Annotated in this window: 17 protein-coding genes; 6 read left to right on the top strand and 11 right to left on the bottom strand. The window is 72.3% G+C overall.

Annotation, left to right across the window (positions count from 1 at the left end; translation table 11 throughout):
* Positions 1-9 precede the first annotated feature (9 nt).
* From M5362_RS01830 to M5362_RS01805, 6 genes are all read right to left on the bottom strand, one after another.
* Positions 10-762 carry an anti-sigma factor gene (locus tag M5362_RS01830; RefSeq protein WP_260225440.1) on the bottom strand — a complete coding sequence of 251 codons (753 nt, stop codon included), beginning with the start codon at positions 760-762 and terminating at the stop codon, positions 10-12.
* Entirely contained in the window at positions 759-1,325 is a 567-nt protein-coding gene (sigK, locus tag M5362_RS01825) for an ECF RNA polymerase sigma factor SigK (protein ID WP_260225439.1), read from the bottom strand. Before sigK ends, M5362_RS01830 begins: the two co-directional genes overlap by 4 nt.
* Positions 1,326-1,481: 156 nt before the next feature.
* Entirely contained in the window at positions 1,482-1,916 is a 435-nt protein-coding gene (locus M5362_RS01820) for an ATP-binding protein (RefSeq protein ID WP_260225438.1), read from the bottom strand.
* Between the two features lie 99 nt (positions 1,917-2,015).
* The gene (locus M5362_RS01815; protein ID WP_260225437.1) at positions 2,016-2,624 is read right to left on the bottom strand and encodes an NIPSNAP family protein; all 609 of its coding nucleotides are present in this window, start codon (positions 2,622-2,624) and stop codon (positions 2,016-2,018) included.
* Positions 2,625-2,738: 114 nt separating this feature from the next.
* On the bottom strand, positions 2,739-4,469 hold the full coding sequence (locus M5362_RS01810) for a methyltransferase (protein ID WP_260225436.1): 1,731 nt from the start codon (positions 4,467-4,469) through the stop codon (positions 2,739-2,741).
* 152 nt (positions 4,470-4,621) lie between these two features.
* Entirely contained in the window at positions 4,622-5,833 is a 1,212-nt protein-coding gene (locus M5362_RS01805; protein WP_260225434.1) for a 4-hydroxybenzoate 3-monooxygenase, read from the bottom strand.
* A gap of 334 nt (positions 5,834-6,167) precedes the next feature.
* Here M5362_RS01805 and M5362_RS01800 point away from each other — a divergent pair, with 334 nt between their 5' ends.
* A complete protein-coding gene (locus M5362_RS01800; RefSeq protein ID WP_260225433.1) occupies positions 6,168-6,629 on the top strand; it encodes an SsgA family sporulation/cell division regulator in 462 nt (153 codons plus the stop codon).
* 87 nt (positions 6,630-6,716) lie between these two features.
* On the opposite strand, the gene M5362_RS01795 is transcribed toward M5362_RS01800, so the two are convergent.
* From M5362_RS01795 to M5362_RS01775, 5 genes are all read right to left on the bottom strand, one after another.
* Positions 6,717-7,670, bottom strand: a complete 954-nt coding sequence (locus tag M5362_RS01795; RefSeq protein WP_260225432.1) for an aldo/keto reductase family oxidoreductase — start codon at positions 7,668-7,670, stop codon at positions 6,717-6,719.
* Between the two features lie 126 nt (positions 7,671-7,796).
* Positions 7,797-9,317, bottom strand: a complete 1,521-nt coding sequence (locus M5362_RS01790; RefSeq protein WP_260225430.1) for a catalase — start codon at positions 9,315-9,317, stop codon at positions 7,797-7,799.
* A gap of 427 nt (positions 9,318-9,744) precedes the next feature.
* A complete protein-coding gene (locus M5362_RS01785) occupies positions 9,745-12,030 on the bottom strand; it encodes an FtsX-like permease family protein (protein WP_260225429.1) in 2,286 nt (761 codons plus the stop codon).
* Positions 12,031-12,033: 3 nt separating this feature from the next.
* Positions 12,034-12,789 carry an ABC transporter ATP-binding protein gene (locus tag M5362_RS01780; protein WP_260225428.1) on the bottom strand — a complete coding sequence of 252 codons (756 nt, stop codon included), beginning with the start codon at positions 12,787-12,789 and terminating at the stop codon, positions 12,034-12,036.
* Positions 12,786-13,301 (bottom strand): PadR family transcriptional regulator, encoded by a 516-nt coding sequence (locus tag M5362_RS01775; protein ID WP_260225427.1) that lies wholly within the window; start codon positions 13,299-13,301, stop codon positions 12,786-12,788. Before M5362_RS01775 ends, M5362_RS01780 begins: the two co-directional genes overlap by 4 nt.
* Positions 13,302-13,424: 123 nt before the next feature.
* Here M5362_RS01775 and M5362_RS01770 point away from each other — a divergent pair, with 123 nt between their 5' ends.
* The 5 genes from M5362_RS01770 to M5362_RS01750 all read left to right on the top strand — a co-directional run bounded on the left by M5362_RS01770 (position 13,425) and on the right by M5362_RS01750 (position 20,164).
* Positions 13,425-14,699 (top strand): ABC transporter substrate-binding protein, encoded by a 1,275-nt coding sequence (locus M5362_RS01770; protein ID WP_260225426.1) that lies wholly within the window; start codon positions 13,425-13,427, stop codon positions 14,697-14,699.
* 255 nt (positions 14,700-14,954) lie between these two features.
* Entirely contained in the window at positions 14,955-16,610 is a 1,656-nt protein-coding gene (locus M5362_RS01765) for a glycoside hydrolase family 13 protein (RefSeq protein ID WP_260225425.1), read from the top strand.
* Positions 16,607-17,929: an ABC transporter substrate-binding protein gene (locus tag M5362_RS01760; RefSeq protein ID WP_260225424.1), complete on the top strand. Its 1,323-nt coding sequence runs from the start codon at positions 16,607-16,609 to the stop codon at positions 17,927-17,929. Before M5362_RS01765 ends, M5362_RS01760 begins: the two co-directional genes overlap by 4 nt.
* A gap of 10 nt (positions 17,930-17,939) precedes the next feature.
* A complete protein-coding gene (locus M5362_RS01755; RefSeq protein ID WP_260225423.1) occupies positions 17,940-19,304 on the top strand; it encodes an ABC transporter permease subunit in 1,365 nt (454 codons plus the stop codon).
* A 14-nt stretch (positions 19,305-19,318) separates the two neighbouring features.
* On the top strand, positions 19,319-20,164 hold the full coding sequence (locus M5362_RS01750) for a carbohydrate ABC transporter permease (RefSeq protein ID WP_374214395.1): 846 nt from the start codon (positions 19,319-19,321) through the stop codon (positions 20,162-20,164).
* Positions 20,165-20,180 lie beyond the last annotated feature (16 nt).

The raw sequence follows: 20,180 nt of genomic DNA, 5'->3' as shown, positions 1-20,180 counted from the left end.
GCGGCGGGCTCAGGAGTCGATGGGGACGAGGCCGAGCGGTTCGGTGGTGGGCTGCTTCGAGCCGCCGGCGGGCTCGACGGTGATGCCGACGGCGACCGCGTCGCCGAGGGGCCCTTCAAGGACGCGTGCGGAGCGCTCGCCGGTGCCGGGCATCAGACCGGCCGCCCGCAGGTCGCCCGACGCGGCGGCGTACCAGAGCTCGTAGACCTTGCCCCCGGTCAGTGCCGGGAGGCCGTGGGCGGTGAACACGGCTTCTGCCTCCGTGCGGGAGACGACGACCGCCGCTGTCGCTCCGCCGCTCAGACTCTCGGTGTGGATCGTGGCGTCGGGCGCGGTCAGGACGTCGGTGAACGCGGCCTCCGCCGTCCGGACCTCTTCCAGGGCCTGCGCCGCCCGGACCCGCGCGTCCTCGGCCTGTGAATGCTGCCAGGCGGCGACCCCGCCTAGTCCCACCGCCGCGGCGACGCTCGCGGCCAGTGCGAAGCGCAGGGCCCGCGGCACCCTGCGAGGCGGCCGCGGCACGTCGGGGACTCGGTCCTGACGGGTGTGGGAGACGATGTCGAGGACGCGGGTGCGCAGGAGCGGCGGCAGGGAGGCGGACTCGGCGGCGGCGAGCCGGACCACGGTCTCCTCGAACTCGGCGACATCCCGGCGGCAGGCCTCGCAGCCCGCGAGATGGTTCCGGAACGCCGCCTCCTCCGCCGGCGGAAGGGCGTGCAGGACGTAGGCTCCGGCGTCGAGGTGCGGATCCGGCTGTGTCATGACCCGGCCTCCAGGCAGTGGCGCAGGCGCCTGAGGCCGTTGCGCATACGGGATTTCACCGTGCCTTCCGGGGTCGACAGCGACCGGGCCACCTCGATGTAGGTCATGCCCTGGTAGTAGGCGAGCACGAGTGGCACCCGTTGCAGGCGGGTCAGGGCCGCCAGACAGTGGTAGACGCGGCGCCGCTCGTCGTGGCCCTCGACGGTCTCCGCGACCTGGTCGAAGGCCCGGTCGGGGGCGAGCAGGGCGGCGCGCTGTTCCCGGTCGGCGCTCGCCTGGGCGGTACGGACCCGGTCCACTGCTCGCCGGTGCGCGAGGGTCAGGACCCACGCCCGCGCGGATCCGCGTTCGGCACGGAAGCGGTCAGCCGTACGCCAGACCTCGATCATGACGTCCTGGGTCACCTCCTCCGCCTGAGCGGCGTCCCGCAGGATCCGGCACGCCAGCCCCATCACCGGCTGGGCCAGCGCGTCGTACACTCCGGCGAACGCCGCCTCGTCACCCTCCGCGGCCCGGGACAGGAGTGTCTCGACGTGGTCGTCCGGCTCGGATCCGTGCCGCACTGGCTGCTCCCCATCGTGCCTCTGATCGTCTCGCCGGGCCTGGGCGGCGGGGCCCTGCCGCCGGGCTGCCGCCCTCCTCGACTCTGCCGCCAGCGATGCGAACCCGCCGGGTGGCCGTGCCGACCGGGTGAGTGGGTGGCCCAGCATGTCGGGCCCTCACGACCGTGCGTACTGCTGGTCCGTGGCGGGCGCACCCACCTGGAGCGTGACGTGGACGGTCTTGCCACCGAGGCGGGGCACCACCTTGATCCGGCCGCCGAGGCAGCGCATGATCTCCAGGCCGAACCCGCCGCGCTGATCCCCGCCGGCCCGGCGGTGCAGATCGGGGATCTCCTCGCTGTGGTCGGTGACGGCCATGTCCAGAGAGGGCCCCAGGGCCGTCAGCGTGAGCACGCAGGGACCATCGGTGTGGCGGACGGCGTTGGTGACCAGTTCGGACACGATCAGCACCGCGTCGGACGTGCGAGCGTCCTGACCCGTGGACTCCAGCCAGCGGGCCGTGATCCGACGGGCGACGGCCGGGCTCTGCAGGCCGCAGGGCAGAGCGACGACGTGACGTGTCGTGGTCGGCGGTGGCGCGATGGTGGTCATCCCACTCACTCCCTGGAGGGCGTGAAGCTTCTGTACTGGGGATTCGTAGCCGCTCCGACCGTGGATGGCCAGGCCGCGTGACCCTGTTGCGCGAGAGATTCAGCGGCTCCGGACGCGTTCCAGCCGGAGCTGCTGCGGAGCCGCCCTCAGCTGAGTCGAGAGGTCCGGCAGGCGCGGCGCCGTCCCCGCCGTGAACAGGACCAGGACATCCTCACCTGTCCTGACCGGCAGGGCGGGGAAGGTGTTCTCCGCGTGCTCGGAGCGGTAGACGGCCTCCGCCGGGGTCCCGGCGGAGGTCAGGGCGGGGCGCAGGTGCCGCTCGACGTGGTCGGCGAAGGCCGGAGGATCCAGCGGGTGGCAGATGGTGGCGATGACCTGTCCCCCCGTGGTGTCCGGGGCGGCGAAGTCCGGTCCGCGCAGCAGAAGCACGTCGTCCGAGTCGACCATGGTCGCGTTGGCCGCCTCTCGATGGGCCTGCCAGAGGGGGCCCTCGTAGAAGGCGTGCAGCGCCCGCGCCCGCGCCGCCATGTCCGGGAAGCTGCGCAGCCAGACGAATCGGTCCGGGTCGTCCAGGTCCAGGAACCGGTCTCCTACGGTGATGCCCGCCGCCTCCTGCCCGGTGACGAATTCCCGCTCGAAGAGGTCGACCAAGGTGTCCCGGGCACCCGGATGGAGGGTGTACTGACGGAGTTCGACGATGACGTTCATGGCCCGGATGCTAGGGCCGGTTCACTGACACCTCCTGTCAGCGAAGTGAGGCGAAGGGCCGTCACGTGAGGAGCGGGCCACGGGCCGGGTTCCGCCTCCGGGTGGCCCGACCCGTCAGGGCCTGCGGGCGTGGAGGGCGTGGGCGCCCAGCGCGAGCGGGGTGTGGCCGACGAGTTCGAGGCCGTGCTCTTCCAGCAGTCGGGCGTAGTGGTCGGCCGTACGCTCTCGGCCTCCGGTGTTGCACATCATGTGGAGGTCCCACGCGGTGGCGAGCGAGGGGGTGGCGTCGGACGGCAGGAGGCGTTCGACGATGAGAAGGTCCGCGTGCCGGGGCATGGCGTCGGCACAGTGGCGCAGGATGGCCCGGCAGCGGTCGTCGTCCCAGTCGTGCAGGACGCGGGAGAGGATGTAGACGTCGCCGCCGGCGGGCACGTCCGCGAAGTCGCCCGCCCGGTAGCCGCACCGCCCGCCGGCATCGGTGGCGGCCAGATGCGTGCGCGCTGCCGCGAGGACCTGAGGGCGTTCGAGGAGGATGCCGCGCAGGGTGGGGTGGGCGGTCAGGACGCGACCGAGGAGTTCTCCGGTGCCGCCTGCGATGTCGACCACGGTGCGAGGGCGGCCGGGGGCGGTGGCGGCAGCGGTGAGGACCGGGTGCGCGGGGAGGGGGGCGAACATGGCGGCGCTCGACACCATGGACTGGTCGAAGAGCGAGGCGAGTTCGGGATCGCGGACGAAGTGGTCGAAGTGGTTCTCGCCATAGAGATGCTCGAAGCCGGGTTGTCCGCTGCGTACGGTGTGGGTCAGGTGGGCGAAGGACTGGTAGAAGGGGCCGCCGTACATCATCGCCAGGGACCGCATCGAGCCCGGAGCCTCCCCCTCCAGGAGTGCGCCGACAGCGGTGAGGCGGAATCCGTCGGGGCCTTCGGCGACGACGCCCAGCATGGCGAGGTACCGCAGCAGGGTCGCCAGGCTCTGCGGGTCGGCGCCGACGGCGCGGGCCAGCTCGGAACTGTCGGTCCCCGTGTGGCGGTTCATGGCCTCCGGCAGCCGAAGCCGCGCGCACGCCGCCAAGGCCTGGGTCGTCCAGGCGCCGGTCAGCAGCCACAGGAGCGTCTCCGCCGGCTGCGGTCCGCCCCGCTCTCGTGCGTGGCTCGCGGGGGCGAGGGACCGGCCGAGGTGCTCGGTCAGTACGTCACGGTGGTCGCCGCTCGCGTACAGCTCGACGCGCCGGTACGCCGTCTTCGTGTCCGCGGGGGCGGTGAAGTAGAACACGGTGCCGTCCTCGTGCGGGTTGTATCCACCCCCGTCGGCAGCCGCGCCGTGCCGCGCGAAGCTCGCCAACAGCCCGCGCAGCACCAGGGGGTCGGGCCGCGTGACGTCGAAGGCGAGGTGCGCCTCGTGGTCCAGGCGGCGTTCCTCGGCGGCGATCCCGGACAGGTCGGAGCCCGGTGGCACGGTCAGCGCGAACACCTCGACGGCCCGGTGCTCGTCGGCGGGGCCGCGGACCACGGGACGGAGAATCCACACGTCGAGATCCGCGGGATCGCGGTGGTGGCGTGCGGCGAGGCGTTCGCGCACGACGACGCTGGGCTGCGCCTGCGCGTCGGAGGACAGTCCGCACGACGCCAGGTCCGTCCGCAGTGCGTGCTCGTCGGGCGGGAAGACGAGCACGGCGGCGTGCGCGAAGCGGCACCGGTCCGTCAGCGCCCGCAGTTCGGGACCGTCGAGGCCGGGCAGCACGCGTGAGAGCAGGACGGACGTGTCCTGCTCCCGGACGAATCCGGCGGTCGCGCTCAGCCGCTCCGCGTCGTCGCCGGCGGTCGCCGTCGTCGTGGTCGCGGGCATGGCGAAGGGAGGTTCGGAATACATTCCCTGTCCGTGTGTGAAGGAGGAGGCCCGGGCCCGGCCACCGGAGCGTGCCGTGCGGGGGCACGGGCAGCCCGGGGCCTGGCCCGGAACGGGACGAAGAGGAGAGAAGAGGAAGGAGAGAGGGCCGGTCAGATGCCGACGTAGTTCTCGGCGAACCAGTCCTGGTGGGTGCGCGAGGTGCGCAGCGAGGCGATCCGGGAGTGACGCAGACGCTCCTGGAAGAGTGAGGCGCCCTCGGAACCGGGGGTGTCGTGCAGGAGGCGGATCATCCAGTGCGAGAACTCCTGCGCACGCCAGATGTGGGCCAGGCACCGCTCCGAGTAGGCGGCGAGCGGCTCGGGGTCGCCGTGTGCGAGGGCGTCGGTCAGGGCCTGGGCCAGGGTCTCAGCCTCCAGCACCGCGAGGTTCGCGCCCTTCGCGGCGGACGGGCTGATCAGGGCGGCGGCGTCGCCCACCAGGAACAGCGAGCCGTGGCGCAGCGGTTCGAGCACGTCGGACTCGAGGTCGACGACGGCGCGCTGGAGGACCCGGCCGCGCAGCAGGTGTCCGTACTCGGGCGCGCGCATGCGCCGGTCGAGTTCGTCCCAGACGCGGTCCTCGCTCCAGGCGTCGGCCTGGGTCCCGCGTTCCCACTGCAGGTAGTAGCGGGTGATCTCGGCGGAGCGGGCCATGTGCCCGGCGAATCCGTGCGGGTGGATCGCGTAGCCCACGGCGTCCAGGCTCGGCGGCGCCTCGGCGAGCAGGCCCAGCCACGACACGCCGTGGTCGCGGTGGTGGCGGTGGACCGCGCCGGGCGGAAGCGAGCGCCGGCCCGCCCCGTGGCGGCCGTCGCAGGCGGCGACGTACCGTGCCCGCCAGCGTCCGGGGCGCCCGTCCCCCTCCCGTACGGTCACCGTCGGCGTGGGGCCGTCCGCGTCGGAGACGGCGACCGCCTCGGTCTCGAATCGGATCCGGCCCCCGGCATCGATGAACTGCGCCAGCAGATCGGCGACCAGCTCGTGCTGCGGATAGACGGTGTGCGGCTCGCCCCGGCCGAGCCGCCGGTAGTCCAGGCGGAAGCGGCCGTCCTCGGTACGGAACTCACAGACGCTGTGCTCCTGCCCGCGCCGGCGCAGTCCTGCGTCCAGGCCGTTGCGTTCCAGGATCCGCACGGTGTTCGCGGCGAGGAAACCCGCCCGTGCCCGGTTCTGGACGTGGTCGCGACCGGCACGTTCGAGCACGACACAGTCGATGCCGCTGCGAAGTAAGAGGTTCCCCAGGACGAGGCCGGCCGGGCCGGCCCCGAGGATCACCACATCGGCCGAGTCCTGGGCGACCCGGGCGTACTGACTCTCTGTCACAACAGTGGATCATAGGCACTGGGAAATCTGTGGACGGCCAAAGATCACCCGTATGCGCCGCGTGACGCGAAAAGGATTCTGCCGTCGCCGCGGAACCCCGCCCGCGGCCTGGCGGCGGCAAACGGCGCAGGGCGCCTGCCATGACCTCCTGCCCGGCAGGCGCCTTCCGTTCGGGTTAGCGTGCGTGTACGGGTCACCCGGGTCTTCCGGCCGCCGGCGTGCGAATCGCGCCCCTCTCGCAAGGAGAGTGCGTGAAATCCTTCTCCTGGGTTACGAGCGGAAGGGAGGGCGCCGCTCGGACAGCGGCGCGAGGTCCCCGAGGGAACTGGTGACGATGTCTGAATCGAGCCGGCACGACTCCACCCAGCCGCCACCGGCGCCCGCCCCGCCCCCGGTGGGGTGGCACACCACTGCCCGTCAGGTCCATGGCGGGATCGGCCTGTCCGTCGAGGCCTCGTTCCACTACGACCCCGACGACCCGTGGGCGGTGCGCATCACCTTCCGGCCTCCGCTGGGCGATTGCGTCGTCTGGACCTTCTCCCGGGAGCTGCTGCGCTCCGGGACCCGGGTCCTGAGTGGCGAGGGCGACGTCCGTCTGTGGCCTCTGCGCCGCGGCGGCAGGGACGGACGCGTCCGCATCCGGCTGGGCCCGGCCGGGGCGTTCGCGGTGGTCGACGTCGACCGCGCGGGCCTGCGGAGCTGGCTGGGGGCGACGTATGCCGCCGTGCCCGAGGGAGGAGAGGCCGCGCGGATCGACTGGGCGGCGGAGACCCCTCAGCTGTTCTCCCGGCCGTGATCGCGCGGCCGGGCCGCGGGCCCACCGGGGCGGCTCGCCTGTGAGGGCCGGCCCCGTCGTCGTACCCCCGTCAGCGACTCGTCGTGGCTACGGAAGCGCGGCGCCGCGGGCGGAGACCCACAGGGCGTACCACTCGTCGTGGCTCAGGTCGGGCTCGCCCGTCGCGGCGTCCCGGCAGGCGCGGATGCGCTCCGGGTTCGACGTACCGATGACCGGAGCGACACGGGCCGGATGGCGCTGCAGCCACCAGAGCACGATCGCCTCCGGCGTGGTGCCCTTCGCCTCGGCGAGCGAGGTCACCAGCGCCGCCGTGGCCGTCTCCTCCGGGGTCCGCTGCGCCCCGGTGTAGCGCCCCTGGGCGAGCGCCCCCCACGCCTGGAGCCCGATGCCGTGGGTCAGGCAGTGCTCGACCGTACCGGCGGGGAAGCCGTTGGCAGCGGACTCGGGGGTGTTGACCAGCACGCCGTCCTCCAGCCAGGCGCGCCGGTGCAGGCTCATCTCCAGCTGGTTGGCCACGAGCGGCAGGTCCATGTGGGCCTGGAGCCGGGCGATCTGGGCGGAGTTCATGTTCGAGACACCGAAACGGCGGACGAGGCCCTGGCGGTGCAGCGAGGTCAGGGCGTCGCCGATGTCGGCGGGGTCGGCCAGCGGGTCGGGGCGGTGCAGGAGGAGGACGTCGAGGACGTCGGTGCGCAGCCGCTCCAGGCTCTCCTCGACCCGGCGGACGATGGAGGGGCCCCGCAGGTCGTACAGGCCGGGCCGGCCCTCTTCGGCCAGGCGGATGCCGCACTTGGTCTGCAGGGTGATCCGCTCGCGCAGTCCGGCCGAGCGGGCCAGGACCTCGCCGAAGACCGCTTCCGACTTTCCGCGCCGGTAGATGTCGGCATGGTCGAAGGCGGTGATACCGCTGTCGAGCGCCGCCTCGACGGCGTTCTCCGCGGCGTCGATGTCGGCGGCCGTGTGGGGGGCGTCGTCCCAGCCTCCCCCCAGGCCCATGCAGCCGAAGAGGAGGCGGTGGTCGGTCTTCTCGGGCGTGGTCACCGGGTCACCTTCGCACATGCCCTTCCGACGCGGACGAGAGGGTCGGCGAGGGGGCGAACACGACGGGAACAGCGTGCCGGGGCCCGGGCCCGAAGGCCCCGGCCCCGGCACTCGGTGCTCCTCGGCTCACGCCTTCCGCTGCATGGAGCGGCGCGCGGGGTTGCCCTGGTCGGCCGCCTTGGGATCCTTCTCGTCGGCCTTGTCCCGTACGCCCTGGGCGATGCGCTCACCGACGGCCTTGTCGATGTTCGTCCAGTACGCGAAGGCCCGCTCCAGGACCGGCTCGGAGACGCCGTTGAGGAGATGGCCGACCACGTTGTCCACCAGGCGGTCGCGAGCGGCGTCGTCCATGACCTCGCGTACGAGCGTCCCGGGCTGCCCCCAGTCGTCGTCCTCCGGATGGGAGACGTAGGCCGCCCGGGTGATCTCGCCGTCCGCCGCCCAGCTGGGCGGGGACCCGAACCGGTCGGTGTCGGCGGCCGGGCCGCCCTTGGAGTTCGGGGCGTAGACCGGGTCGGTCGTGTTGCGGTAGGCCATCGCCCCGTCCTTCGAGTACGTGTGGACGTCGGCGACGGGCGCGTTCACGGGGAGCTGCTGGTAGTTGGTGCCGATGCGGTGGCGGTGGGCGTCCGCGTAGGAGAACAGCCGGGCCAGCAGCATCCGGTCGGGGCTCGGCCCGATACCGGGCACCAGGTTGTTGGGCTGGAAGGCGGCCTGCTCGATCTCGGCGTGGTTGTCGGTCGGGTTGCGGTCGAGCGTCATGCGCCCGACCGGGATGAGCGGGTAGTCGCCGTGCGGCCACACCTTGGTCAGGTCGAACGGGTTGAACCGGTACCCCGCGGCCTCCTCGTACGGCATGACCTGCACGTACAGCGTCCAGGAAGGGAACTCCCCGTCCCGGATGTGCTCGAAGAGGTCCCGCGTGTGGTAGTCGGTGTCGACGGCCGCCATCTGGTCGGCCTCGGCCTGGGTGAAGAACTCGATGCCCTGGTCGGTCTTGAAGTGGTACTTCACCCAGAACCGCTCGCCCGACGCGTTGATCCACATGTAGGTGTGGGACGTGTAGCCGTTCATGTGGCGCCAGGTGCGCGGCACGCCGCGGTCCCCCATGAGCCAGGTGACCTGGTGCGCGGACTCCGGGGAGAGGGTCCAGAAGTCCCACTGCATGTCGTGGTCGCGCAGGTTGTTGTCCGCGCGGCGCTTCTGAGACCGGATGAAGTGCTGGAACTTCATCGGATCCTTGACGAAGAACACCGGCGTGTTGTTGCCGACCATGTCGTAGTTGCCTTCGCTGGTGTAGAACTTCACCGCGAAGCCGCGCGGGTCGCGCCAGGTGTCCGGGCTGCCGCGCTCGCCGGCGACGGTCGAGAAGCGGACCACGAGATCGGTCCGCGTGCCCGGCTGGAACAAGGCCGCCTTGGTGTAGCCGCTGACGTCGTGGGTGACCTCGAAGTGGCCGAACGCGCCGCTGCCCTTGGCGTGGGGCTGGCGCTCCGGGATCCGCTCCCGGTTGAACTGTGCCATCTGCTCGATGAGGTAGGCGTCCTGCAGCAGGATCGGACCGCCGGGGCCCACGGTGAGCGAGTGTTCGTCGCTCTCGACCGGGGCGCCGGAATCGGTCGTGGTGGCGGGTCGGCTCTCGGTCATCGGTCAATCTGCCTTTCCTTGAGCTCAGCGGTGGCGCGCCCCTCGGTGACACGTCGGCGCGTGACCGGGGCAGAGGGGCCGTCGCCCGTCGGTCGGGGCTCGTGCGATGTCGGGTCGTCCCGCCTGAGAGGGTCTCGACCTCGCTGCCCACGTCTCGACATGTCGCCTCGCCCGCCGTCGCCGCGGTAAACGTCTTCTCCGCGATCGGCTGCGCCGGCCGTTCGGGCCGTCGCGGTGGAGTGCGGGTGCGCCGTCGGCATGGGTCTCCTCGCCGGGTGCGGGCGGGCATACGGGAGCCAGGCGGCGTGCTCGCCGCCTGGACGCACCTCCCAGCCTGGCCCTCCTCGGCAGAACCCACCACCGGAGGCCGGGTGTCTCACCGCCCGCGGAACGGGGCGGGTCAGGCGCCGTGCCGTGGCGGGAGGCGTCAGGCGACCGCGCTGAGGGTGTCCGCGAGGCGGCGGCGGGCCGCGCGGGCGGCGGGGAGCGCCGTCAGGGCGATCGCGCCGAGCACGGAGGCGGCGCTCATGGACGCGAGGTGTCCGGCGGGCGGGACCTGGGCCACTCCGGCACCGATGCCGATGGTGTGGGCCTCGTGGTCGATCAGCCAGTGGGCCAGGGGGACGCCGAGGGCCGTCGCGGCCAGAGCGGCGACGAGCGCGGTGCAGCCGATCGCCGTCACCGTGACGGCGGTGATCTGGCGCGGGGAGAGGCCGATGGCCTTCAGGGCCAGCAGGTCGCGTTCACCGTCGCGGATGCTGCCGCCGATCGCCGTGGAGAGTTCGGTCAGGCCGATCAGGGCGAGGACCGTGATCAGGCCGACGACGACGCCGCGCAGGGCGGAGAGCCCGTCGGTGGGGGTGGCGACCCCGTGGACGTCGAGGTGCCCCCCGGAGGTGTCGGCGAGCTCGGCGCGGACGGCTCGCGGGTCGGCGGCCGGTTCGAGACGGAGCTGGTAGAGGGTGGGGCTCAGCGACGGGTCGTTCTCTCGGAGGGTGTCGAGCGAGGTGGAGATGACCCGGCCACCGTTCTCCGGCTCGATGCTGCGGCCGACGAGGTGGAGCACCTGCGGGTGGCCGCCGACCGTGACGCGGACCCAGTCGCCGACGCGTACGTCCAGCAGGTCGAGCAGGCCCTGGCCGGCGACGGCCTCGTCGCGGCCGCCGATGGGGCGGCCCTCGGCGATCGTGTACGGGTAGGGCTCGTCGCGGGTGCCGAGGCCGCGCAGCGCGATGGTGCCCGTCTGGCCGGGGACCAGGGCCGCGACCTCTAGCCCGGGGTGGGCCGCGACGATCTCGTCTTGGGTCGCCAGCAGCGTGCCGACCTCGCGGTCGGTGAGCGTCGCGTCGGGGCGGGCGGTGAGCGCGGCGGCGTGGCCGAGCTGCTCGGGCCGGGTGTCGAACCGCTCGATGGTGGTCCAGGCGCTGAGCGCGACGGTGATCAGGAGCAGGGGCAGGGCGAGGCGGACGATGGTGGCCGGGGCTCGCCGTCCTCGTCCGAAGGCCCGGTGCCAGCCGAGGACCAGGGTGGCCGGTACGCGCAGTCCGAGCGCTCCCCGGGCGGCGCGGGACAGTCCTCGGCCGGCCGCCGCGGCGGCGGGGACGACGGGTACGGGCTCGACGCGCCCGGCACGCCATGCGGCGAGACAGGTCGCCACCCCGATGAAGAACACCGCCGCGACGGGCACGGCGAGCAGCGCCGCCGTGTGGCCCGGGAGTCCCTGCCAGACGCCGACGGCGTCGCCGAGCCGGCCGGGCAGGCGGGCGCCGAGCGTCTGGACCGCCGCCGTGGCGAGCGCCGCCCCGAGCACGGCGAAGGCGAGGTGCTGGGCGAGGAAGACACGGACGACCTGGCCGGGTGTGAACCCGATGGCCTTGAGGACGGAGATGTCCCGCAGGTGGCCGCGGACCCGGGTGCTGATGGCGCCGAAGACCGCGAGGGCGGCGGCGATCAGGGCTCCGAGTCCGAACAGGCCGAGGACCTGCCCGAGCAGCCGGGTGTCGCCCTGGGCCTCGGCGCGGCCCTGCTGCCAGGTACCGACGTCGGTGACGGCTCCGGCGCCGAGCACGGTGACGGCGCGCTGGACGACGTAGTCGGTGTCGTCCGGGTCCGCGAGGCGCAGTCCGACGACCTGGCCGCCGCCGCGTTCCGGCACCGCGCGCGGCAGGGCCCAGACGGTGCCGGGCCGTTCACCGGGGCTGTAGCGGGACTCGGCGCTGTCGGCGACGCCGAGGACGGTCAGGGTCCGGCCGGTCGGCACGGTGAGACGGTCGCCGGGTTCGGCCCACAGGGCGCGGGCCAGGCTGGATTCCAGGACGACGCCGTCGGGGACGGTGTCGTCGAGCCAGCGGCCCGACGTCAGCAGGGGCCGGCCGGTGGCGGGGGGCTCGTCGGGCGCGGCGCGCAGTTCGACGCGGGCGCGCGTGCCGCGGGAGGCGACGGTCTCGGCCGCCGTGCGGTAGGGGCCGGAGACCTGCTCGACTCCGTCCAGGGCCGGCAGGAGGCCGGTGTCGGCGGCGGGGCTGGTGTGGATCCACACGTGGGCGCCGCGCGACTGGGTGAAGACCCGTTGCCAGGGGTTGGTGGCGTAGCCGAAGAGCGCCGTGGCCAGGAGGAGCGATGCGACGATTCCGGCGGTGGCGGCGACCATGAACAGCGCCTCGCCCCGGTGGGTGCGCAGATCGGCGTGCGCCCAGCGCAGCATGGCCCGCACGGGTCAGTCCTTCAGTTCCAGCACGCCGGCGAGGCCGTTGCCGCGCGGCGGGGTGCCACCCAGTTCGGCGTCGTCGGCTATGCGGCCGTCGAAGAAGCTGATCACCCGGTCCGCGGCGCTGGCGAGCCGTGCGTCGTGGGTGACGAGCACGATGGTCTGGCCGTTCTGGTGGAAGCGGGCCAGCTGCCGCATCACTTCGCGGGTGCCCTTGCTGTCGAGGCTGCCGGCCGGTTCGTCGGCGAGGAGCAGCCGCGGCTGGTTGACCAGCGCGCGGGCGAGGGCCACGCGCTGCTGTTCGCCGCCGGACAGCTCGCCGGGCATGCTGCGGGCCTTGGTGTCGAGACCCAGCTCGGCGAGGAGCTTCTCGCGTTCGGCGCGGGCCCGCTTGGCGGAGGTGCCTGCCAGGAGTGCGGGCAGTTCGACGTTGTCGGCGACGCTGAGGTTGGAGACGAGGTTGAAGAACTGGAAGACGATGCCGATGCGGCGGCGCCGCTCCACCGCCCAGCGTGCCTCGGTCCAGTTGTCGGTGGTCTCGCCATCCAGCAGGAGCGAGCCGCTGTCGGGACGCTGGAGTCCGCCGAGCAGATGCAGCAGGGTGGACTTGCCGGCGCCGGAGGGTCCGGTGACGGCGACGAATTCGCCGCGCCGTACGGTCAGATCGACGCCGCGCACGGCGTGGGCGGGAGCGCCCTCGCCGTGGTGGGTCTTGACGAGGCCCTCGGCGCGCAGCAGCGGCACGGGTATGGCGGAGTCGGTCATTGCAGCTCCTCCAGCTCCTCCTGGCAGCGCTCCAGCCAGTCGAGGTCGGCCTGGAGGTGGAGCATGGCGCCCTCGATCAGCAGGTGGGCTATGCGGTTGTCCCGGTCTTCGACGGCGGCCAGCTTGGACAGATTGCGCATGGTGGTGAGGTATTCGCGTCGCTGCTTGTTGATGAGGGCGATCTGGTCGGCGAGACCCGTGCGCGGGGCGAGGGCGAGCTTCATGAAGAACTCGTCCCGTACCCTCGGCTCGTCCGCCGTCTCGTCGAACCAGGAACGCAGTGCTTCCTGCCCGGCTTCGGTGAGGCGGTAGATCTTCTTGTTGGGCCGGCTCTCCTGGGCGATCTCCTCGCCCTCGATCAGCCCGGACTTCTCGAGGCGGCCGAGCGTGACGTAGATCTGGCCGACGTTGGTGGGAGGGTACGCGGCGCCCAGCAGTTGCTCAAGGTCCTGCTTGAGCTCGTAGCCGTGGGCGGGGCCCCTGGCCAGGAGGGCGAGGAGGGGATGGCGCACCCGTACTGTCCTCCCTTGCCGTGCTCCCGGTGTGATGTGGGCTCTAGTATCGCCCATGCCTAACGGGTATACATGCCCTGTTGCTGGACGAAGGTGTACGGCGCGGCGCTCTGGGAGGAACCTATGCGGTGGATACGGGCCGCGGGTAGGGGTCTTCTGGCTCTCGCGGTCGTCCTGACCGGGTACATGGCCTCCGGGACGCCGTCGGGCGGCGCGGAGCGCACGAGCGGCCGCGGCCCGATGACGCTGGCGACCGCCGGTGACCTGACCGGTTATCTCGGACGGGTCCTGGACGGATGGAACCGCGCGCATCCTGCCGAGAGGGTCACCGTCGTCGAGCTCCCCGACTCGGCCGACGAGACCCGCGCCCAGATGATCACGGATCTGAGGTCGGGCGAGGGCAGGTTCGATCTGCTCAACATCGACGTGGCGTGGACGTCGGAATTCGCCGCGGCGGGGTGGATCGCGCCGCTGGAGCGCGACCGTTTCCCCCTGGAGAGCTTCCTGCCTCCGGTGGTGGACACCGCGACGTACGACGGCCGGCTGTACGCCGTCCCGTACGTGACGAACGCCGGGATGCTCTTCTACCGCAAGGACGTGCTCGCCCGTGAGGGTCAGCGCCCGCCGCGGACCTGGGCGGAGCTGGAGCGGCAGGCCCGCACCATCGCCCCGAAGTACGGTCTGGGCGGGTACGCGGGCCAGTTCCTGCCCTACGAGGGGCTGACGGTCAACGCGGCCGAGGCCGTGTACTCGGCGGGCGGGACGATCCTCGGCGACGAGGGCGAGCGGGTCACGGTCGACTCGGCGGCCGCCCGCTCCGGGCTGGGGTTCCTCGCCCGCGGTGTACGGGACGGCTGGATACCGGGGGAAGCCCTGACGTACAAGGAGGAGGAGTCCCGGCAGGCCTTCCAGGACGGCCGGCTGCTCTTCCTGCGCAACTGGCCGTACGCGTACGCAGGTGCCTCCGGCGCGCAGTCGAAGGTCGCGGGGAAGTTCGGCGCCGTGCCGCTGCCGGGCCCGGAGGGGCCGGGGGCGAGCGTCCTGGGCGGCTCCAATCTGGCCGTGAGCAGTCAGGCCCGACACCCCGAGTCGGCTCGCGACCTGATCGCGTACCTCACGAGCGAACGAGTGCAGCGCCGCGTCCTCGGCGAGGGCGCCCTGCCGCCGGTGCGGGCCGCGCTGTACGAGGATCCGGCGCTGGTGGCGCGCTTCCCGTATCTGCCCGCGCTGCGGGCGAGCGTGCTCGCGGCCGCACCGCGCCCCAAGAGCCCGCACTACGAGCAGGTGAGCCTCGCGGTGCAGGCGGTGGCGCATGACGCGATGACACAGCACCAGACGCCCGAGGCAGCGGTGCGGCGGCTCGCGGACGAGCTCGCGGCCATCGCCCGTCGCCGCTGACACCTCGCGCGCCCCCTTCCGCCTCCGCGCGCCTTCGCCCTTCACCCCACGCGGCGTACTTACCTGTTAGGTATCAGCATGCGGACCCGTGCGCCCTGACGGTCGTCACAAACCAGGGCATTCCATCCCAACAAGCGTCGACTTCCGGCAGCTTCGTTGACACCCCCGCGACACACCTACTTAACATGCATGCATAACCGCTACCCGCTCTGGGTGGCGTGCACCCCTTCACGCAGAAATACAGGTCAACGGGTGATGCTCACAGCCCCAGGCCGCCGTCGCTGGTGGCGCGACGCGGTGATCTACCAGGTGTACGTCCGCAGCTTTCTGGACAGCACCGGCGACGGGATCGGCGACCTCGCCGGTGTACGGGCCGGCCTGCCGTACCTGAAGCGGCTCGGGGTCGACGGCATCTGGCTCAGCCCCTTCTACCCGTCGCCGCAGCACGACCACGGGTACGACGTCGCCGACTACTGCGACGTGGACCCCGTCTTCGGCGACCTCGCCGAGTTCGGGCTGATGGTCGCCGACGCCCGTCGGCTCGGCGTCAAGGTGCTGCTGGACATCGTCCCCAACCACTGCTCCAGCGAGCACGCCTGGTTCCGCGAGGCCCTGGCCGCCGGCCCCGGCAGTGAGGCCCGGGCCCGCTTCCACTTCGCCGAGGGCCGCGGGCCGGACGGCGACACCCCGCCCAACAACTGGCACGCCATGTTCGGCGGGCCGGCCTGGAGCCGGGTCACCGAGCCGGACGGCACGCCCGGCCAGTGGTACCTGCACATGTTCACCCCCGAACAGCCGGACCTGAACTGGCGCAACCCCGAGGTCGGCGCCCATTTCGACCACGTCCTGCGCTTCTGGCTGGACCGTGGCGTCGACGGCTTCCGCATCGACGTGGCGGCCGGCCTCTTCAAACACCCCGACCTGCCGGACTCCCCCGACCCGGAGGCCGACGCACGCACCCGCGACTCGGTCAACCCGCTCGCCTGGAACCAGCCCGAGGTGCACGACGTGTGGCGCCACTGGCGCTCGGTGTGCGAGGAGTACACGGCCCGCGACGGGCACGAGCGGCTGCTGGTCGGCGAGGTCTCCGTGCCGACCGCCCGCGAGCACGCCAGGTACGTCCGCCCCGACGAGCTGCACCAGGCCTTCTTCTTCGACCTGCTGGGCGCGCCCTGGGACGCCGACAGCTTCCGCAAGGTGATCGACGAGGCGATGCGCGACATCGCGGGCACCGGCTCCACCGTCACCTGGGTGCTCAACAACCACGACCAGGTGCGCACCGTGACCCGGTACGGCGAGTCCGGCACCGAGGGCAGCGGGCTCGGGGCCGCCCGGGCACGCGCCGCCGCCCTGCTGATGCTGGCCCTGCCGGGCGCCGCGTACATCTACCAGGGCGAGGAGCTGGGCCTGCCGGAGGTCGTGGACCTCCCGGACGAGGTGCTCACCGACCCGATATTCCGGCGCACCGGCAGCCGGGCCCGGATCCGCGACGGCTGCCGCGTGCCGCTGCCGTGGTCGGGGCACGCCTCCCCGTTCGGCTTCAGCACCGGGGCGGAGAGCGCCAAGCCGTGGCTGCCGCAGCCCGGATGGTTCGCCGAGCACGCCACCGACCGGGCGCTGGCCGACACCCGCTCGGTCTGGCACCTGTACCGCGAGGGCCTGCAGCTGCGGCACGGACTGCCGCAGCTGGGCGAGGGCACCCTGCGCTGGCTGGACGCGCCGCCCGGCGTGCTGGCCTTCCTGCGCGGCGACGGGCTCGTCTGCGCCGTCAATTTCGGCACCGCTCCGGTGCCCGCACCGGTCTCCGGCGCGCCGCTGCTGTCCAGCGGACCGTGCCCGACCGGAGTACTGCCCGGGTCCACCGCCGCCTGGTGGATCAGTGACGACACCACCCTGGAGGAACTGCGATGACCATGCGACGGATGACGACGGCGTGCTGCTCCGCACTGACCCTGGCGCTCGCCGCCACCGCGTGCGGCGGCGGCCCGGTGAGCGCCGGAGGCGGCGAGAAGGCACTGTCCGGACAGACCCTCGACGTGGCCGGTGTCTGGTCGGGCGCCGAACAGAAGAACTTCCAGAAGGTGCTGGACGCGTTCACCGAGAAGACCGGCGCCAAGACCCGGTTCGTGTCCACCGGCGACAACGTCTCCACCGTCGTCGGCAGCAAGATCGAGGGCGGCAACGCCCCCGACGTGGTCATGGTCCCCCAGGTCGGCGTGCTCCAGCAGTTCGCCCGGCAGAAGTGGCTCAAGCCGCTGTCGGAGACGGCGAAGAAGTCCGTCGACACCAACTACGCGCCGGTGTGGAAGGAGTACGGCTCCGTCGACGGCGCCCTGTACGGCCTGTACTTCAAGGCCGCGCACAAGTCGACCGTCTGGTACAGCCCGGAGGCGTTCGACCAGGCCGGCGTGAAGCCGCCGAAGACGTACGAGGAGATGCTCACGAGCGGGCAGACGGTCTCCGACTCGGGCCTGCCGGCCTTCGCGGTCGCCGGTGAGGACGGCTGGACGCTCACCGACTGGTTCGAGAACATCTACCTCTCCCAGGCGGGCCCCGAGAAGTACGACCGGCTCGCGAAGCACGAGATCGCGTGGACCGACCCGACCGTGGTCAAGGCACTGACCACCCTCGGCACCCTCTTCGCCGACAGGAAGCTGGTGGCGGGTGGTCAGAAGGGCGCGCTCGGCACCGACTTCCCCGGTTCGGTCGAGAAGGTCTTCGGGCCGGAGCCCGAGGCCGCGATGGTGTACGAGGGGGACTTCGTCGCCGGCGTCGCCAAGGACCAGTTCGGGAGGAAGATCGGGGTGGACGCCACGTTCTTCCCCTTCCCGGCCGTCGCGGGCGGCAAGGCGCCGGTGGTCAGCGGTGGTGACGCGGCGGTCGTCCTGAAGGACGGCAAGAACCAGAAGGCCGCCATGGCGTTCCTGGAGTACCTCGCGACGCCGGAGGCCGCGGCCGTGTGGGCCGAGGCGGGCGGCTTCCTCTCGCCGAACAAGAAGCTCGACCTCGCCTCCTACGGCGACGACACGCTGCGCGCGACCGCCAAGTCCCTGATAGACGCCGGGGATTCGGTGCGCTTCGACATGTCGGACCAGGCCCCGGCCGCGTTCGGCGGCACCAAGGGAGCGGGCGAGTGGAAGATCCTCCAGGACTTCCTGCGCGACCCGTCGGACCCGGCCGCCACGGCCGCCGCGCTGGAGGGCGCGGCGGCCAAGGCGTACAAGGGCTGAGGCGGCCGTCATGACCGCAGTCACCGCTCCCCCGCCCGCTCGGGCCGAGGCCACGCAGGGCGGCCGACGGGACAGAAGCCCGCGGGACCGGGCCAGGCGCCGTCGGCGGATCGTCGCCGTGGCGTTCGTGCTGCCCGCGCTGCTCCTGCTCGGCGCGCTGGTCGTCTACCCGGTGCTGTTCTCCGTGGGCCGCAGCCTCTTCGACGCGTCCGGCACCCGGTTCGTCGGCGGGGACAACTACGCGGAGATGTTCAGCGACCCGGCCACCCTGACCGCCGTCCGCAACAGCGCGATCTGGGTGGTCGTCGCACCGACCCTGCTGACCGGGCTGGGGCTGATCCTCGCGGTGCTGGTGGAGAAGGTCCGCTGGGCCACCGCCTTCAAGCTGCTGCTCTTCATGCCGATGGCGGTCTCCTTCCTCGCCGCGGGCATCATCTTCCGTCTCGCGTACGAGGAGGACCCGGACAGGGGCGTGCTGAACGCCGCGGTGGTCGGCGTGCACGACGCGTTCCAGGACTCCTCCTCGTACCCGTCCGCCCGGGCCCGCGAGGGGCAGGGGCTCGACAGGCTGCCCGACGGCTCGTACGGGACGGCCGACACCGTCTCCCCGGGGCAGAGCGTCGCCCTCGGTCTCGTCGGCGTACCGCCCAAGGAGCTGTCCGCCGAGGCGAAGCAGGCGGCCGTCGGCAAGGCCGGTCCGGGCGACGTGGCCGGCGCCGTGTACCTGGACTTCACGCCCGGCGGCGGGGGCCGGCCCGGCGCGATCGACACCGCGGAGCGGGGACTGCCCGGCATGACGGTGGCGGCGGTCCGCGAGGGGAAGACCGTCGCGACCACGGTCACCGCGGCCGACGGGTCGTTCCGCTTCACCGGACTCGGGGCCGGCGCGTACACGGTCCGGCTGCCCGCGGAGAACTTCGCGCCGCCGTACGAGGGTGTCGCCTGGCTCGGCCCCGCCCTGGTCACACCGGCGATCATCGGCGCGTACCTGTGGATCTGGACGGGCTTCGCGATGGTGCTCATCGGCGCGGGGCTGTCCTCCCTGCCTCGCGACGCGCTGGAGGCGGCGCGGATGGACGGGGCGAACGAGTGGCAGGTGTTCCGCCGGATCACCGTCCCGCTCCTCGCACCCGTGCTGACCGTCGTCTTCGTGACGCTGGTGATCAATGTGATGAAGGTCTTCGACCTGATCTACATCATCGCGCCGGGGCCGGTGCAGGAGGACGCCACCGTGCTGGCCACCCAGATGTGGCTGGTGTCCTTCGGCGGCGGCAACGACCAGGGGCTCGGCAGCGCGCTCGGTGTGCTGCTCCTGCTGCTGGTGATCCCCGCGATGGTGTTCAACGTCCGCCGCTTCCGTAGGAGTCAGCGATGAGTGCGACCGCGACGATGCCGGGCGGCCGACTGCGCCGCTGGCTGGGCAACGGTCTGGTCCAGGCGTTCCTGGCCGTGGTCGGCCTGGTCTGGGTGACTCCGGTCGCCGGACTGCTGCTGTCCTCACTGCGCTCGGCGAGCGACAACGCGGCGAGCGGCTGGTGGACGGCGCTGACGGGCCCCGGTCAGCTGTCCCTCGACAACTACACCGCCCTGCTGGGCAACGCGGGCATCACGCAGGCCTTCTGGAACACCGTGCTGATCTCGGTGCCGACGACCCTCCTGGTCGTCGTCGTCGCGGCGCTCGCCGGATACGCCTTCGCCTGGCTGGAGTTCCCCGGACGGGACTGGATCTTCCTGGGCGTGGTGGCACTGCTGGTGGTGCCGGTGCAGGTGGGTCTGCTGCCGGTGGCGAAGCTGTTCGGGCAGCTGGGTCTGTTCGGCACGATCCCGGGCGTGGTGCTCTTCCACGTCGCCTACGGGCTGCCGTTCGCCGTCTTCCTGCTGCGCAACTACTTCGCCGACATCCCGCGCGAGATGCTGGAGGCCGCGCGGATGGACGGCGGTGGCGAGTGGCGGATCCTGACGCAGCTGGTGCTGCCGGTGGGGCGCCCGGCCATCGCCAGCCTGGCCATCTTCCAGTTCCTCTGGGTCTGGAACGACATGCTGGTGGCGCTGCTCTTCGCCGACAGCTCCTCGCAGCCGCTGACGGTGGAACTGCAGTCGCAGATACGGCAGTTCGGGAGCAACATCGACGTCCTGGCGCCGGGGGCGTTCCTCTCCCTGATCGTGCCGGTGGTCGTCTTCTTCGCCTTCCAGCGCCACTTCGTGCAGGGGGTGATGGCGGGTTCGGTGAAGTGACCGTAGGGACGGGGCC

This window comes from Streptomyces sp. Je 1-79, assembly GCF_025195125.1.
GTDB lineage: Bacteria > Actinomycetota > Actinomycetes > Streptomycetales > Streptomycetaceae > Streptomyces.
The sequence above is the reverse complement of the archived record's forward strand: the minus strand, read 5'-3'. Positions and strand labels throughout refer to the sequence as shown.